Raw genomic sequence first — 15,527 nt, 5'->3', positions numbered from 1 at the left:
ATCCGAGGTACTCCCGTGGCCGTTGATATCGAAGATAGCCGCTCTGCACGCTTTGCCCTGCGCTGTTCAAGCTTTGCCGAACGCTGGTTCCCCGACTCCTGGGTGTTCGCCGCGCTGGCCGTCATCATCGTCGCGCTGGCCACGCTGGCCATGGGTGCCAAACCCACCGATGCCGCGATGGCGTTCGGTGACGGCTTCTGGAGCCTGATCCCGTTCACCATGCAGATGGCCTTCGTGGTGATCGGTGGTTACGTGGTCGCCAGTTCTCCTCCGGCGGTGAAGCTGATCGACCGCCTCGCGCGGATTCCGAAAAACGGCCGCTCTGCGGTGGCCTGGGTCGCCCTGATCTCGATGGTCGCGTCTCTGCTCAACTGGGGCCTGTCGCTGGTGTTCGGCGGTTTGCTGGTGCGCGCCCTCGCCCGCCGCACCGATTTGAAAATGGACTACCGCGCCGCCGGCGCCGCTGCGTACCTGGGCCTTGGCGCGGTGTGGGCATTGGGCCTGTCGTCGTCGGCTGCACAGTTGCAAGCCAACCCCGGCAGCCTGCCGCCATCGATCCTGTCGATCACCGGGGTAATCCCGTTCACCGAAACCATTTTCCTCTGGCAGTCCGGCGTCATGCTGTTGGCGCTGATAGTGATCTCGATCATCATCGCCTACGCCACCGCCCCCGGCCCGAACTCGGCGCGGGACGCCCAAGCCTGCGGTATCGACCCGGCCTTCAATCTGCCACCGCTGCAACCGCGTACCCGCCCCGGTGAATGGCTGGAGCACAGTCCGCTGCTGATCATTGTGCTGGTGCTGCTGGCGGCGGGATGGCTGTTCCACGAGTTCTCGAGCAAGCCGGCGATCACGGCGATTTCCGGGCTGAACACCTACAACTTCCTGTTCATCATGCTCGGTGCGCTACTGCACTGGCGTCCGCGCAGCTTCCTCGATGCCGTAGCCCGGGCGGTACCGACCACCACCGGCGTGCTGATCCAGTTCCCGCTGTACGGTTCGATTGCCGCACTCATGACCACTGTCAAAGGCGCCGATGCCCAGACCCTGGCGCACCACATCTCGACGTTTTTCGTCAGCATTGCGTCGCACGACACCTATGCGCTGCTGATGGGTGTGTACTCGGCGATTCTCGGTTTCTTCATCCCGTCGGGTGGCGGCAAGTGGATCATCGAAGCGCCTTACGTGATGCAAGTGGCCAACGACCTGCAATACCACCTCGGCTGGGCCGTACAGATCTATAACGCGGCAGAAGCCTTGCCGAACCTGATCAACCCGTTCTACATGCTGCCACTGCTGGGCGTGCTCGGGTTGAAGGCGCGGGACCTGATCGGCTTCTCGTTCGTGCAATTGCTGGTGCACACGCCGCTGGTATTGCTGTTGTTGTGGGCACTGGGGACGACCCTGGCATACACGCCGCCAGTGATCCCGTAGCTGTCTGACAACCCGCTGGCTCTCTTCTTACAAAGTCCGCTGCACTGTCCCACGCATCCCGTGGAACAGTGCTGACTTTGCCAAGCCTCGTCTTCGTTTAGCTTGTCTCGGATCAATAACCCCCTGTTTAAGGAAGAACCGATGACTCCGATATCCAAGACCCTCGAAGAACTGATCAACGACATTTATCAGGACGGCAGCGTCTCCGTGGTCGAGTACAGGACCCTGCGAGATGATGCCGACCGCCGCATGGATGCCGTCGTGCGCGAATTTGGTCAGCACAACAACCTGACCGCTTTTCAGAAAGCGATGGATGTCGCCATGCAGTTGCTGCAGACCTCAGTCATTGATGCGAAGCAAGCCAGACTGACCGACACCGGCGAAGCCATCGTCAGGGATGCAGTGACCGCTCAGGTCGAATACCTGCGGGCGGGCAGCGAGCTTTCGTTGCGTCTCCTGTAATCCACGAACGAGCCCTGCCTGGGTGAGCCAGCCTGCTGGCTCACCCACAGGCCCCAAGCTGTCACTTGCCTTGCATTATCAGGCCTGGTCGCGAGTTTTGTGGTGTGGTTAAAAAATCTGCCGAGGGTGGCTTCACTGCGTCATACGCCTGATTCAATATGAGGCGCCCCCGACACGAGGGGAAACCACGCTGAAAAGGATCTGAGCATGTTCAAACTCGCAGGACTTACCCTCGCCGCGCTCACGCTGAGCGCGGCCGCCCACGCCGATGTAGACCTGAAACTGGGGAGCACCGAACGTGTCACCCGCCTCTTCGCCTACCCCAACAACTGCAACGTGATCTGCTTTCGCAACTGGACGCTGGAGCAAACCGTCACCCACTACCTGAACCAGAGCGTGCAGCGCGACGGCTATGCCGATGCCAAGGTTCTGGTGAAGTCCGATAACGGTCAACTCTACGCCGAAATCACCGGCGTGCCCCAGGGTTACGACAAACCGTTGTCAGCGTTGCTCGATGCCGGCGACCTTGCCTACACCGGCGCCAGCAAGCTCAACGCCGACGGCAAATGGGCGTACAGCTGGTATCTGTTCCTGCCGCTGGGCATGGCGCTGGAGAACCGTAAAAGCGTCGAGCTGCTGCACTTCCCGCCGGATTACTCGCTGACACAGGCCCAGGACTATCTGCGCTCGAACACCACCGATCGATGGGCCACGCTGCTGACTGACAATGGTATTCCCGCCGATCAGACACCGGCCTATCAGACCATCATCGATATTGCGCCAATTGCCGCGCCGTCGAATGCAGGCAGTGACCTGGAAGGCGTTTACGACTACTTCAAGGACTACCAGACCACGCTGGTCAAACAGTTCAGCCAGACCACCAACGGCACGACCCTGCCGATGGTCGCGTTTGGCGCGCCGGTGCGTAACTGGATCAAGCAGCAATACGGGCCAACCGTTAACGTGCTGGGCCTGGCGACAATCAGTCCGACTGAAGGCGTGAAAATGCCGGTGCTGGGCTCCAACCATCCCAGCTATATCTGGTACGCCGCCGATCCCAAGAGCTACACCGGCGACGATGCACAGGCCAAGGCAGATGCCGCCGGCCTGAAAGTCATGGGCCAGGACTTGAGCGCTGCATGCTGGCAGGCCGGGATGGGCAGCAAACCCGGTAGCGATCCGCAGGCTTTGCTCAATAGCTGCACACAAAACTGGCAAGTCACGCAGAAGGTCAAAACCTGTGAACTGTTCTACACCTCGATCCGCGACCTGACGGCGGAACAGGCCGCCGCCCAGTGCGCGACCGCGCCGGCCAAGACCCAGCTGCAACAGCTCAAAGCCCCCCTCCCCGCTGCCGACGTTCCCGCGCCGCACCTCTGATGGTCTTGATGTGATTCCCGTGTCAGTTAAGGCTGACGCGGGAAAGTGACGATTACGCCTGTCAGAAGTGACAGTAGACCCGTAGTTTCAGATGCGAGACGCTTGGATCCAATTCGCGCACCCATCATTTGCGCGTGTTGGGGTTCTGGGGGCATCACCTACGGACAAGGATCGTCATGAACAACCCAGCCATTCATCAGCGCCCGGGTCGCGATACAGAAGGCATCTATCCCTTTGCCATCCTCCCCGTGCGCCTCGGGTTCCCATCCACGAGCGACTTCCACATCATCCATGACGATCAGGGGCGTGCCGTCGGCGTGGAGGCTAGCCGGGACTTCACGCGTGCTCGCCGAATGTGCCGGGTTTCCGGGCAACTGTTGCCCTATCGCTGTCGCCAGACCCGACAACTGCAAAGCGGCATCCACCTTTACGACTCACGCTTCTGCGGATTGCTCGAACACGCCTGCGACCCGAACGTGTTTCTCGACATGAGTGAGTTATGGCTGTGGGCGCTTAAAGATATCCACTGCGGTGAGCGGCTGACCATGGATTTCGCCGCGACGGAGGACAAACTGCTGCAACAGTTTGCCTGCCACTGTGGCTCACCCCGCTGCCGTGGGTGGATCAGCGGTTACGACGAACCACCCAGCCTGGAGGGCCAGCGCGTACTGCGGCACTGGCGAGGACATGGCTTGCGTTAACGCAATTACAGCGCGCCGACAGGACGCAAGCGGTATTGCGGCGGCAACTGCTCGAAACCACTGATGGTGGTGTTCAGGCTTTTCCAGCGACCGTCCTTGATGCCGTAGATGCAACCGTGGATCGACAGGCTTTGCCCGCGATGCCAGGCGTTCTGGATGATGCTGGTATGGGCAACGTTGGCCACTTGCTGGATCACGTTGAGTTCGCACAGGCGATCAACCTGTTCTTCTTCGGTCGGCAACTTGGCCAGCTCTTCGCGTTTTTCGTAGTAGAGATCGCGAATCGAACGCAGCCAGCCATCGATCAGCCCGAACTGGCGGTCCTGCATCGACGCGCGCACGCCGCCACAGCCGTAGTGGCCGGTGACGAGGATGTGTTTGACCTTGAGTACGTCGACCGCGTACTGGATCACCGACAGACAGTTGAGGTCGGTGTGCAACACCACGTTGGCGACGTTGCGGTGAACGAACAGATCGCCCGGCAACATGCCGACGATCTCGTTGGCGGGCACCCGCGCGTCGGAACAGCCGATCCACAGATATTCCGGCGTTTGCTGGCGGGCCAGCTTGGCGAAGAAGTCCGGGTCTTCCTTGGTGATCGCGTCAGCCCAACGCTCGTTGTTATCAATCAGGTCTTGTAAGTCGTGCATGCTGTAAGGCCTCAAGAAAGATGCGCTGCTTTGACAGACGACCACCCGTCGGGGTCACGCCAGAACCGCAAGTGATTTCGTTGGAATTCTCGTGTGCCCGGTGAGTCCACCTAAGTAAGGCCCACAGTATGAGGAATTGCCATGACTGATTCACGACGCCCTTTTGACGCGGTGCAGCCGGAACCCATCGATGATAACGAAGACCGCATGGGTTCGGTGCATGAACTGGATTTCGACGAAGACCAACCGAGCGCGAAAATCGGTGATGAAATCCCGGAACGTGAACGCGAACAGTTGATGCCGCGTGAGCGAGTGCGTGAGGCCGGTATGACCGGCGCTTCGGTCAGCGATCATGAGCCGACTGACGATGACATGAGCCCCGAAACGCTGATTCATGAAGACGGCGCGCGGGATGCCGAGGAGGCTGGCGAAGACAATCCGGCGGATTGGGATTTGAGCCTGGTCGATGAGGATGACATCGGCGGTGGCAATGGGCTGGATGAGGCGGAACTGGCGCGGCGCGATCCGATGGATGGCAAGCGATGATCATCGTTGACTGACAGGACGCCTTCGCGAGCAAGCCCGCTCCCACATTGGAATTGAGTCGTTCACAACGGTTGTGATCAACACAAACCCCATGTGGGAGCGGGCTTGGTCGCGAAGGCGTTCCGACGAAGCTTTAAAGGGCGATCAATCAACCAGGGTGCAGGCCATGACCACAGCGTCCTCACGCCCGCCCACCGCCGGATAATAATCCCGACGCCGGCCAATCTCGTTGAAGCCATACCGCTCGTATAACCTGAACGCCGCCGTATTGCTGTCGCGCACTTCCAGAAAACATTCCCGAGCGTCAGCCTTGCAGGCAATCGACATCAGATGCTCCAGCAACGTCAGCCCCAGCCCGCGCCCCTGATTTTCGGGTTTGACGGTGATGTTGAGCAGGTGCGCCTCATCGAGAATGATCTGCACCACACCGTGACCGACCTGTTGCTGACCTTCAAACATCAACCAGATCTGATATTTGCCCAAACCGTCGAGAAAGATTCCTCGGGTCCACGGGTGGCTGTACGCGGCAAATTCAATTTTCAGCACAGCGTCCAGATCCGCCTCGATCATCGGGCGGAACGATACAGCGTCACTCATTCGATTCTTTCCAGCGCGCCATCAGCCGACGCATGGCTTGCCACACAGCGGCCTTGCGCTGTGGCTCTTCCATTAACAACTCCAGACCGGGAATGGCCCAGGCCGAGCCCAGACCTTCGATCTGCAATTCACGATTGAACGCTTCGGCGTCGGCTTCACCGGCAAACCGCACCGCCGGCAGGCCGATCAGCCACAGGCAGGCACAGGGCGCGGCTTCCATCTGCACCGAGAGAAAGCCCTGCACAAAGTCCCTTGCCGCGTCCGGGCCTTGATCCATGTTGCCGCGATTGAGCCACGGCCAGCGCACGGGTTCGCCCACGATTTGCGGCGCATCCGGCAGACCGGCGGCGCGCAACATGTCTTTGAGCAACAGATAGGCGGGATCGCGGCTCTGGAACGGTTCCCCTGTGGGTAACTCGACCAGCAGCAGGCAACGCCCGGCCCTCAGCAGTTGCAAGGCGAAACGCGGCGGCGGCACCGGTGCCGGTTTGGCGACGACCGGCGTGTCGTCGACCACTTCCACCGGTTTGGCGCCGGTGCGGGTACTCGCCAACGACGGCCGCGGCACTTCGATTTTCGGCCGCTCGACCGGGCGAGCGACAGCCGTTTGCTCTGGCGCTTCGGCCTGCGGCGCAAGCACGACCGGCGCTTCGACCTCGGGCTCGGGCATGTCCAGCAGCTCGGGCCGCGACGGTGCGGCGAAAGGCAATTCGGTGCGCGGCAGCCAGTTGACCACCTGCATGGCGTTCAAATAGGCGCGGCGGCGGGACTCGATAAGCAAAGGGTCGGCCACTTGTGGATAACTGAAGTGCGCTGATTCTACCGTCCTTCGCTCAAGATCGCTTGCTGTTGATCGATAGCCTTTATCTCAGAAAATGCGACAGCCCGTCCCGAGAGTGAATCGCATCCTTCATGATGCAGTACAATCGCGTCTTTTTATTGCCAACCAGCCGGGCATTCCGATGATCGAACCCAAGCGCGTCTTGCGCGCCCTCGCTGAACACTGGGCGCTTCTGGAGCCTTTGTGCGAGCACTTCGACCAAGGCACATTGAGCCTCAACGAACTGCGCGCGCAACTGGCCGCCCAACAACTGGACAGCACGCCGCAGGACATCACTAGCCTGCTCGACGTGTGGATTCGCCTCGATATTCTGATTCCGGTGGCGAAAAGCCCGAACCGTTTCGAGCTGAACGCACAAATTCACGACTTCCTCGCTTACCTGCGTCGCGAACACCGTTTGGGCCTGTGCCTGGAAATCGAAGCCTACCTGCGCCACCTCGAGCGTCTGGCCGGCTACATCCAGGACGCGTTCGAAGTCCGCGACGGCCACGATCTCGCTCGCCAGTTGCGTTTGCTCGATATGCGCGTGCGCGACGTACTGAAGAAACTCGACAACGACGAACAGGCGCTGGTCGCCGTGGCCGAAAGGGCCAAGACCAGCGACCGGCAGATTCCCTTGCGTCAGCGTTATGCCGAAGTACTGGCGACGTGGGACGAATACGTCGAGCCGATGATCGATCTGGTGAACGCCGATGGCGCCTTCGAACAAGGCGTGCGCAAGGTCGAAACCGTGTTGCTGAAGATGCTGAGCGAACAGCAGCGCCTGGGCCATCTGGTCGACGACGATATGCTGCTGCGCACCCACGCACGCATCCTCGAAATGCAGACCAGCGCGCAACTGACCTTGCGTCATGCCCGCGAACTGCTGTTACCGCTGCGTGAAGAAGCACGCCGGCACAATGCCGTGACCCGTGGCGCAGCGCTCGCACTGGCCGCGATTCGCCGCAAAGGCATCGACGCCGTGCCGCAAGCCGCGATGCCGCTGTTCACCCGTCCGCAAAGCACTTTCCTCGGCAGCGCCAGTCAGGTCGAAGCCTACGTTTATGCGTTGGCGCGTTTCGAGCCGAAACCGGCGCGTTTCCCCAAGGCGCACAAGACCCAGAAAGGCGAAGCCCCACGCGCGCCACGCACCGTGCGCGAGATGGTCGACCGTTGCGAAGAAGCCCTGCCGATGCCGGATCTGATGACCTGGCTGCTGGAGCAGGAACCGGACGGCGCTACCGACGAATTGCTCTACTGGTTCTCGCGCCTGTCGCGGGAAAAACGCTTCAAGCGCGAGCGTCTGGAACGCCGCGAATACCACACTCACGAGCATCAGGTCAGCCTGCGCTCCTTCGCCCTGCTCTCGGCCGGCGACACCGCCGCCGAGGATTCTGCGAGCATCCCCAATGCATCTTGATCTTTCCGAACTGTCGCAACTCGCGCCGATTTTCCGCGAGCTGTTCAAGGGTTACCACGTCAGCCGCCGCGACCCGGAGCTGTACGCGCAACTGTCGAACTTCCAGGATCAGTACCGCACGCTGTTCAAGGCGCTGGGGTTTGAACTGGTCTGCGACACCCGTGGTTTCTACTACTTCGTGCCGGACATGGCCGCTGCGGCGGTGAACAAGACTGCCCAGCGTCTGGCGTTGTTCACCTTTATCCTCGTCGAGCATCTGGCCGATCAGGGCCGCGACCCGATCGCCGTGCTCGATGGTGGCAGCCTCGGCCGTGAAGAGCTGCCATCGCTGCTGGAAAAATACCGCGACCTGTTCATTCAGGCCGAAGTACAGACCGTTGAAGAACTCGAAGAAAAGATCATGCGCCGCATGACCCAGCTCGGTTTCGCCAGCGAAGAAAACGGCGTGTACCGCTTCCTGCCACCGATGCACCGATTCCTTGATGTATGCCTGTCGGTACAGCAAGACCGCGATCTGGCGGCCAGCGTGCACAGCGTATTGCCGCTGCCAGCACCGGTGCTGATCGATGAAGCGGCCGAAGCCAGATTGCTCGAAACCGACGACCCGCTCGATCTTTCCGAATTTGAAGAAGAAAGCGAAGAAGACGCACTGGCCCGCGCCATTGCCGAAGAACAGGAGTCCGACGCATGAGCCAGGAACGCTACGGCATCCGCCGCTTTGCCCTTTTGAACACCGCCGGTTACAGCCTCGGCCTGTTCCCGCTGGAAGAACCGCTGTCGGTTTACGGCGCGAACAACCTCGGCAAATCGGCGTCGATCAACGCGCTGCAGTTCCCGATTCTGGCGCGCATGTCGGACATGAGTTTCGGCAAGTACAGCCTGGAACAATCGCGGCGTTTCTACTTCGCGTCCGACACCAGCTACATCCTCGTCGAAGTGAACCTGCCGCACGGCCCGCACGTGATCGGCGTCGTTGGTCGTGGCCCGGGCGGTGGTTTCGGTCACCAGTTCTTTGCCTATGCTGGCAAGCTGGATCTGGCGCATTATCAGAAGAACGACACCTGCCTGCGCCAGAAAGAGCTGTTCAGCAACCTTGAGAAAGAAGGCCTGAAGGCCTACGAACTCAAACCCGATGAGCTGCGTCGTTTGCTGGTCGGCGGTCACACGTCGATCCCGCTGGATCTGACGCTGATTCCGCTGCGTTCCACCAGTGAACAAAGCCTGAAGACCTTCCGCGCACTGTTCATCAACCTGCTGCACATGCGTGAAATTACTGCGGCCAAACTCAAGCAGTTGTTCCTCGATGCCTTCGAACACAGCCTGCGTTCCGGCAGCGTCGATTACATCGCTGCGTGCGAAGAAGCCTTCCGCGACGTGCGTCGCATGGAACAGGACTACAACTCGCTGGTCGCTGCCGGCCCGCTGGTCGAAGCCTTGGCCAACGGCGTGAAACAGCGCGACGTGCTGCGCGGCAAACTGCATCGCCTGTCGCCGCTGCTCGACTCGTTGCTCGGCACCTGGTCGGACTACGCCAGTGCGCGCAAGGAAGAACTGACGATTCAGGCCGACCACTATCGTGGCGAGCAGGACAGTCTGCAAAACGATCAACGCGGCGGTACCCAGGAACTGATGCGTCTTGAGCGGGAAATTTCCGGCATCCAGCGCTGGCTCGGCGAATTGTCGGTACTGAAAAATCGCTTTGCACTGGTCGATGACGTCAAAGTGCTTGAACAACAACTGCTCGCGGCCAAGGACGCGCACGACGAACTCGCCGGTGCGCTGGCGCAGTCCCGTCAGTTCAGCGCCGAAGATCTGGAAGAGCGCGTGCGCGATCTGGAAAAACGCCTGAAGTCGGTGAAGCAGCAACTCGATCACGCCGACAACAACAGCTACGCCCGACTGCGCGAAGAATTCTCGCAACAGGACGTCGAGCGTCTGATGCGCCTGTTCAACAGCGCATTGTTCAGCCTGCCACTGGGCGAACACGGCATCACCCTTGACGACGATGGCGAGTGGGTGAAATCGGTTGAGCTGATTCTCGATGGCTTCAAAGGCGAGCGATTCGAAGTGCCGGGCCTGTCGATAGACATCTCGCACATCGAGCCGCCAGCCCTGCAAGCGCTGGCCGACCGTGCCGCCCTGCGCGATCAGAAAGAGCGTCTGGAAAAAGAGCTCAAGCAACTGAAGACCCAACAGGCTGTGGCCGCCGACCGCGCTGCGAGCAAGACCCAGACCGAAGCGCTGTATCAGCAAGTGCTCGACGCACAGAAAGCGCTGGAGGACTTCCGTCGCACCCAGACCTTGAGCGCCGAAGAAGGCGACAAGCTCGAGCAACTGGCGCAGATGGAAGCCGCGCAGGACGAACTCAAGCGTTCCAGTGACGCCTTCACCGAGCGCGTCCAGCAACTGTCGGCCAAGCTGCAACTGGTCGGCCGCCAGATCGCGGACATGGAAGCCAAGCAACGTACCCTCGACGACGCCCTGCGCCGCCGTCAGTTGCTGCCGGCGGACCTGCCGTTCGGCACGCCGTTCATGGACCCGGTCGACGACTCGATGGACAACCTGCTGCCGCTGCTCAACGACTATCAGGACAGCTGGCAAGGCCTGCTGCGCGCCGATGGCCAGATCGAAGCGCTGTACGCACAGGTGCGCCTCAAAGGCGTGGCCAAGTTCGACAGCGAAGACGATATGGAACGCCGCCTGTCGCTGCTGATCAACGCTTACGCGCACCGCACCGATGAAGCGCTGACGCTGGGCAAGGCACGTCGCGCGGCAGTCACCGACATCGCCCGCACGCTGCGTAACATTCGTAGCGACTACGACAGCCTCGAACATCAGTTGGCGCTGTTCAACCGCGAGATCAACAAGCGTCAGGTGTCCAACCTGCAGAGTTTCCGCATCGTCCTCGCGCCGAACAAGGAAGCACTCAAGCACATCGATCAGATCATCCACAGCGCCGGTCAGTACGAGGAAGGCGAAACCCTGTCCGTGTTCGACCTCAGCCAAAGCGCCGAGCAGGACAACAAGAACGAAGAGGCCAAGGAATACCTGGCTCGGCTGGTGGCGGCGAACCACAACCAGCTCGGTCTCAAGGACTTGTTCGAACTGGCGTTCGAGATCACCAAGGTCAACGGTCAACCGGTTATCCACACCGACATCGACGGCGCCGCGTCCAACGGTACGACCATGACCATCAAGGCGCTGACCAACATGTACTTGTTGCTGCACTTGATGGATCGCGATCTGGCCGGTCGCGTGCGCCTGCCGTACTACCTCGACGAGGCGGCGGACATCGACGAGAAGAACCAGGCAGCGCTGCTGGAAACCAGTCTGCAACTGGGCTTCGTGCCGATTCTGGCAAGTGTGAAGCCGCAGGTCTGCGCCAGTGTGGCGATCGACCTGGAAGGCGGCAGCGGTCCGGCGGGGATCTACATTGATGAGGCGGACTGGAAGTACATCCGTCGCCATGATGTGGTCAAGGCGACGCTGAATGTTGAAGCGGATGAACCGGAACTGAATGCGGTTTGATCGGCATTGACTGAAGGTAAAAAAAGGGCCGCGATCTGTTGGGATCGCGGCCCTTTTTTATGGCTCGGGATTTGTGCTGAATTTAGTTGGCCTCTTCGCGAGCAAGCCCGCTCCTACAGGCTTTGCGTAGAACACAAATTCTGTGTGCACCACTGATCACTGTGGGAGCTGGCTTGCCAGCGATGGCATCCTTACGGACACCGCAGGATTTACTTACCGAGCGAAATCTTCGGCGCCCACGTCAGCCACTCATCCTCAAACTTGTCGAACAGCGGGAACGTCTGCTCAGCCCGGGCGGGGTTGCCCATGCGCTCGCCATCCGGCGTGGCGAAAGCAATACCGCCTTGAATCGCCGTCTCCAGCGATTCGGTTCGCACGGTCAGCCCATTGAACAAACCGATATCAAAGCCTACGCCGCTGGTGTTCCAGAAGCGGCTGCCGCTGCGCACCAATGGCGCGTATTTCGGTTCGATCAAAATATGCACCAACACCCGGTCAGCCGTCTGGCCCAGTTCATAACCGGTGACTTTACCCACCGTGATTTCACGGTAAGTCACCGGCACACCGGGTTTCAACGAGCCGCGACGGGCAGCGCTCAACACCAGACTCAGCCCCGCCTCTTGTTTGGTCACTTCCGGCGCAGCGGCCAGCGCAGTGAAGTTCTTCTGCGGACCGAGATTCTTGGCCGCCGGTTGTACTTCGATGTACTTCCCGGTCACCAGGGTTTCCAGATTCTCGGTCTTGATCAGCCCGAGCTCCGGCTTGACCACCCAGAACTGGCTACCGACCCGGGCAATCTTTTCCGGTACTTCCGTGATGCGCGTCGTGAGAATGACAGATTGCAGATCATCGGTCAGATCGACGCTTTCGATCTTGCCGACGTCCAGTCCTTTGAAGCGAACCGGCGTGCCGCTGCCAAGACCATCGGCGCGATCGACCTTGATCGTCACTACCGTGCCTTTTTGACTGGCATCATCATGATTGGCGAACAGACGGAAGCGCGGAATACGTTTCTGCAACGGCGCCTTGGCTTGCGGGGTTTCGAAGGCAATACCGCCGGCCATCAGGGTTTGCAGCGATTCGCTCTTCACTTGAATTCCGCCGGTCAAACCGCCGGTCAGGGTAACTCCGCTGACGTTCCAGAAACGCGTCGAGGCGTTGACCAGGCTTTCGTACTCCTTCTCGATGTGCACACCGACGATGATCTGCTTGCGGGTCCTGGAGAACTGATAGCTCTGCACCGAACCCACCTTGACCTGCTTGTACAGAATCGGACTGCCGACATCGATTGAGCCGAGGGTATCGGTGAACAACACCAGATGCAGGCCCGGCGAACGCAGATCCAGCGGCGGCGCTTTTGGCCGCGCCTCGAACTCACGCTTCGGCGCAGCGCCTTTGTCACCCGGACGCACGGCGATGTAGTTACCTTTGACCAGCGCTTCCAGCCCGGTAATGCCGGCCAGGGAAATCGACGGCTTGACCACCCAGAACTGCGTGCCGTCGACCAGATAGTCTTCAGCCAACGGATCAAGCGTCAGCTCAGCGGTGGCACTGTTCAGATCCGGATCAACCTTCAGCGCTTTCAGGTTGCCAACCTGAATACCTTTGTACATGACCGGTGTGCGGCCGGCCTGCAGGCCTTCGAAATCGCTGAGTTTGACCTTCACACGAATCCCGGCAGCGGCCGCGTCGAAGTCTTCGTAGAGACGGAAAGGCAGGCTTGGATCGGTCGGTGGGCTGTCCTTGCGATTCTCCGGGGTGGCGAAGGCAATGCCGCCGGCGACGATGCTGGCCAGCGACTCGCTGCGCACTTTCACACCCGACAGGTTGGCGTCGATGCTGATGCCGCTGGCGTTCCAGAAACGCGTGTGTTTGCGCACCAGTTTGGCGTAGGTAGGCTCGATGAAGACTTTGAGTTCGACAGTGCTTTGGTCTTCCGAAAGCAGGTAGCTTTTCACCTGTCCGACTTTGATCTGCTTGTAGAACACCGGGCTGCCCCGGCTCAACGAGCCGAGGCGATCAGCCTTGATGGTCAGGTGCAGACCGGGCTTGGCGTCGGACAGCGGTGGCTCTTCGGCCAACGCCTTGAACTTGCGTGTCGGCTCGCCTTCACCCGGGCTGATCGCGACATAGTTGCCGGACACCAGCGTTTCCAGACCGGTAATACCGGCCAGAGTCACGCTCGGTTTGACCAGCCAGAAACGAGTACTGGTCTTGAGGTACTGCTCGACGTCCTTGTTCATTTCGACCGTGGCGATTACCCCTTTGGAGTTGCCTTCGTCGTCGAGTTTGAGCGCCTTGACCTTACCAACCGACATGCCTTTGTACATGATCTCGGTCTTGTTGGCCTGGATGCCTTCACCACTCTCAAAGCGAACCTGAATCTCAATACCGGTTTCGGAATAGGCACGCCAGCCAAGCCAGCCGCCAATGATCAGCGCGATCAGGGGTAATACCCAAATGGCAGACCAGTTGGAGGCCGGTCGGGTTTTCGCTACGGGCAAATCAGTCATGGTCGTCGTCCGACTCCGTGTTATCCCAAATCAGTCGGGGATCGAAAGTTACTGCGGCAAGCATCGTCAAGATCACCACGCTGGCGAAGGCGATGGCACCAAGATTGGCTTCGACACTGGCAAGCCGGCCAAAGTTGACTACCGCCACCAAAATGGCAATCACAAAAATATCGAGCATCGACCAGCGGCCAATGAACTCGATGAAACGGTACATCCAGATGCGCTGGCGAGCCGATAACGGCTGGCGTCGCTGCACCGAAAACAGCAACAGCGCGATACCCACGAGTTTGAATGTAGGCACCAGAATACTGGCGATGAACACCACGGCGGCAATCGGGATCATGCCGTGCTGCACCAACTGGATCACGCCGGACATGATGGTGCTGGGGTCACCTTGGCCCAGGGAACTGACCGTCATGATCGGCAAGACATTGGCCGGAATATAGATGATCGCCGCAGTGATCAGCAGCGCCCAAGTGCGGACGAGACTGTTCGGCCGGCGGGCGTGAACCTGTGCACCGCAGCGGGTGCAGATTTGCTCGTCGGTGTCTGCTTCGTGCCTGTTCAACTCATGACATTCGGTACAGACCAGAATGCCCGCATCAATCGCCCGCATGAGCATCTTCCCCTGATAACGCCTGCCAGATCTGATGCGGTGACATCACCACTTCCAGCCATACCTGTACCAACAACAAGCCGATGAAGCACGCCAGGCCGAGTCCTACGGTGATGGCTGCCATGTCGGCCAGTTTGACGATCGCCACCAACACGCCCATGAGGTAAACCTCGAGCATTCCCCAGTCTTTGAGGTGGTGGTAAATGCGGTAGAGCAACAAACCGTAGCTACGGCCAATATCGAAACGTATCGTCAGCAACACGAACAACTGGCACAGCAACTTGAGCAGCGGTATCGCCATGCTGCACAGGAATACGACAATCGACACGCCTTGCATGTCGGTGTTGAAGAGGCCCAGCACGCCACTCCAAACCGTATCCTGCGAAGACTGTCCGAGGATATTGAGTTGCATGATGGGTAAAAAGTTTGCCGGGATGTACAACAGTAATGCTGCGATCACCAGGGCAAGGCTGCGCTGCACCACGTTGTGGCGGTGGGCATATAACTCATAACCGCAGCGTGGGCAGATGGCTTTCTCACCGTGAGCAAGTTCTGGCTTGCGCATCAGCAGGTCGCACTCATGACAGGCCACCAAGTCTTCCAGCGGTAAATCTGACAGCCTGGGGGCGTCAACCGGCTCTGACATAAAGGCTCTGGCCTCCGAATAAGGTGGGGCTATTCTAGTGTTCTGATTCGAAAATAACTGTGCAAATTTGTTCGCTGTCTGAGCAAAAACTTTTCTACAGGCAAAACAAAACCCCAACTGCTTTCGCAATTGGGGTTTCGGAATTTAATCTTGACGATGACCTACTCTCACATGGGGAAACCCCACACTACCATCGGCGATGCATCGTTTCACT

The 15,527-nt window shown here is 59.7% G+C and carries 14 protein-coding genes; 8 read left to right on the top strand and 6 right to left on the bottom strand.

Annotation, left to right across the window (positions count from 1 at the left end):
* Positions 1 to 15: 15 nt before the first annotated feature.
* From AACY19_RS24010 to AACY19_RS23995, 4 genes are all read left to right on the top strand, one after another.
* Entirely contained in the window at positions 16 to 1,434 is a 1,419-nt protein-coding gene (locus AACY19_RS24010) for a short-chain fatty acid transporter (RefSeq protein ID WP_339454076.1), read from the top strand.
* 141 nt (positions 1,435 to 1,575) lie between these two features.
* Entirely contained in the window at positions 1,576 to 1,896 is a 321-nt protein-coding gene (locus AACY19_RS24005; protein ID WP_339454075.1) for a hypothetical protein, read from the top strand.
* Positions 1,897 to 2,103: 207 nt separating this feature from the next.
* Positions 2,104 to 3,276 (top strand): hypothetical protein, encoded by a 1,173-nt coding sequence (locus AACY19_RS24000; RefSeq protein ID WP_339454074.1) that lies wholly within the window; start codon positions 2,104 to 2,106, stop codon positions 3,274 to 3,276.
* A gap of 176 nt (positions 3,277 to 3,452) precedes the next feature.
* Positions 3,453 to 3,977 carry a lysine methyltransferase gene (locus AACY19_RS23995; protein ID WP_339454073.1) on the top strand — a complete coding sequence of 175 codons (525 nt, stop codon included), beginning with the start codon at positions 3,453 to 3,455 and terminating at the stop codon, positions 3,975 to 3,977.
* A gap of 5 nt (positions 3,978 to 3,982) precedes the next feature.
* Here AACY19_RS23995 and can read toward each other — a convergent pair whose 3' ends face one another.
* Positions 3,983 to 4,627 carry a carbonate dehydratase gene (gene can / locus AACY19_RS23990; RefSeq protein WP_123376595.1) on the bottom strand — a complete coding sequence of 215 codons (645 nt, stop codon included), beginning with the start codon at positions 4,625 to 4,627 and terminating at the stop codon, positions 3,983 to 3,985.
* A 141-nt stretch (positions 4,628 to 4,768) separates the two neighbouring features.
* Here can and AACY19_RS23985 point away from each other — a divergent pair, with 141 nt between their 5' ends.
* The gene (locus tag AACY19_RS23985; protein ID WP_339454072.1) at positions 4,769 to 5,173 is read left to right on the top strand and encodes a serine kinase/phosphatase; all 405 of its coding nucleotides are present in this window, start codon (positions 4,769 to 4,771) and stop codon (positions 5,171 to 5,173) included.
* 144 nt (positions 5,174 to 5,317) lie between these two features.
* On the opposite strand, the gene rimI is transcribed toward AACY19_RS23985, so the two are convergent.
* Together rimI and AACY19_RS23975 are read right to left on the bottom strand one after the other, a co-directional pair.
* Positions 5,318 to 5,770, bottom strand: a complete 453-nt coding sequence (gene rimI / locus AACY19_RS23980; RefSeq protein ID WP_339454071.1) for a ribosomal protein S18-alanine N-acetyltransferase — start codon at positions 5,768 to 5,770, stop codon at positions 5,318 to 5,320.
* Positions 5,763 to 6,512: an energy transducer TonB gene (locus tag AACY19_RS23975; protein WP_339454141.1), complete on the bottom strand. Its 750-nt coding sequence runs from the start codon at positions 6,510 to 6,512 to the stop codon at positions 5,763 to 5,765. Before AACY19_RS23975 ends, rimI begins: the two co-directional genes overlap by 8 nt.
* A gap of 220 nt (positions 6,513 to 6,732) precedes the next feature.
* Between AACY19_RS23975 and mksB the strand changes: the two genes are divergently transcribed.
* Genes mksB through mksF form a run of 3 tightly spaced genes read left to right on the top strand, consistent with a single transcriptional unit; the run spans position 6,733 to position 11,538 of the window.
* A complete protein-coding gene (mksB, locus tag AACY19_RS23970) occupies positions 6,733 to 8,010 on the top strand; it encodes an Mks condensin complex protein MksB (protein ID WP_339454070.1) in 1,278 nt (425 codons plus the stop codon).
* A complete protein-coding gene (mksE, locus tag AACY19_RS23965; RefSeq protein ID WP_339454069.1) occupies positions 8,000 to 8,701 on the top strand; it encodes an Mks condensin complex protein MksE in 702 nt (233 codons plus the stop codon). Before mksB ends, mksE begins: the two co-directional genes overlap by 11 nt.
* A complete protein-coding gene (mksF, locus tag AACY19_RS23960) occupies positions 8,698 to 11,538 on the top strand; it encodes an Mks condensin complex protein MksF (protein WP_339454068.1) in 2,841 nt (946 codons plus the stop codon). Before mksE ends, mksF begins: the two co-directional genes overlap by 4 nt.
* A 209-nt stretch (positions 11,539 to 11,747) precedes the next feature.
* Here mksF and AACY19_RS23955 read toward each other — a convergent pair whose 3' ends face one another.
* From AACY19_RS23955 to AACY19_RS23945, 3 genes are read right to left on the bottom strand one after another with little or no spacing between them, the layout of a single operon-like run.
* Positions 11,748 to 14,051, bottom strand: coding sequence for a PqiB family protein (locus AACY19_RS23955; protein WP_339454067.1), 2,304 nt, complete (start codon positions 14,049 to 14,051; stop codon positions 11,748 to 11,750).
* Complete coding sequence (locus tag AACY19_RS23950) at positions 14,044 to 14,667, bottom strand: paraquat-inducible protein A (protein ID WP_339454066.1); 624 nt, start codon at positions 14,665 to 14,667, stop codon at positions 14,044 to 14,046. The genes AACY19_RS23955 and AACY19_RS23950 overlap by 8 nt, the downstream gene beginning before the upstream one ends.
* Positions 14,654 to 15,313 (bottom strand): paraquat-inducible protein A, encoded by a 660-nt coding sequence (locus AACY19_RS23945; protein WP_339454065.1) that lies wholly within the window; start codon positions 15,311 to 15,313, stop codon positions 14,654 to 14,656. Before AACY19_RS23945 ends, AACY19_RS23950 begins: the two co-directional genes overlap by 14 nt.
* Between the last annotated feature and the right edge of the window lie 214 nt (positions 15,314 to 15,527).

It is taken from the genome of Pseudomonas sp. EA_5y_Pfl2_R50, assembly GCF_963970475.1.
In the GTDB taxonomy this organism is placed as follows: Bacteria; Pseudomonadota; Gammaproteobacteria; order Pseudomonadales; family Pseudomonadaceae; genus Aquipseudomonas.
Note: the sequence above shows the minus strand (reverse complement) of the source record. Positions and strands in the feature narration are given on the sequence as shown.

Coding starts and splice junctions, on each gene's coding strand:
- AACY19_RS23975 (WP_339454141.1), bottom strand. CDS start 6,512: ATGCAGGTGGTCAACTGGCTGCCGCGCACCGAATTGCCTTTCGCCGCA.
- mksB (WP_339454070.1), top strand. CDS start 6,733: ATGATCGAACCCAAGCGCGTCTTGCGCGCCCTCGCTGAACACTGGGCG.
- AACY19_RS23945 (WP_339454065.1), bottom strand. CDS start 15,313: ATGTCAGAGCCGGTTGACGCCCCCAGGCTGTCAGATTTACCGCTGGAA.
- AACY19_RS23950 (WP_339454066.1), bottom strand. CDS start 14,667: ATGCGGGCGATTGATGCGGGCATTCTGGTCTGTACCGAATGTCATGAG.
- rimI (WP_339454071.1), bottom strand. CDS start 5,770: ATGAGTGACGCTGTATCGTTCCGCCCGATGATCGAGGCGGATCTGGAC.
- can (WP_123376595.1), bottom strand. CDS start 4,627: ATGCACGACTTACAAGACCTGATTGATAACAACGAGCGTTGGGCTGAC.
- mksF (WP_339454068.1), top strand. CDS start 8,698: ATGAGCCAGGAACGCTACGGCATCCGCCGCTTTGCCCTTTTGAACACC.
- AACY19_RS23985 (WP_339454072.1), top strand. CDS start 4,769: ATGACTGATTCACGACGCCCTTTTGACGCGGTGCAGCCGGAACCCATC.
- mksE (WP_339454069.1), top strand. CDS start 8,000: ATGCATCTTGATCTTTCCGAACTGTCGCAACTCGCGCCGATTTTCCGC.
- AACY19_RS23995 (WP_339454073.1), top strand. CDS start 3,453: ATGAACAACCCAGCCATTCATCAGCGCCCGGGTCGCGATACAGAAGGC.
- AACY19_RS24000 (WP_339454074.1), top strand. CDS start 2,104: ATGTTCAAACTCGCAGGACTTACCCTCGCCGCGCTCACGCTGAGCGCG.
- AACY19_RS24005 (WP_339454075.1), top strand. CDS start 1,576: ATGACTCCGATATCCAAGACCCTCGAAGAACTGATCAACGACATTTAT.
- AACY19_RS23955 (WP_339454067.1), bottom strand. CDS start 14,051: ATGACTGATTTGCCCGTAGCGAAAACCCGACCGGCCTCCAACTGGTCT.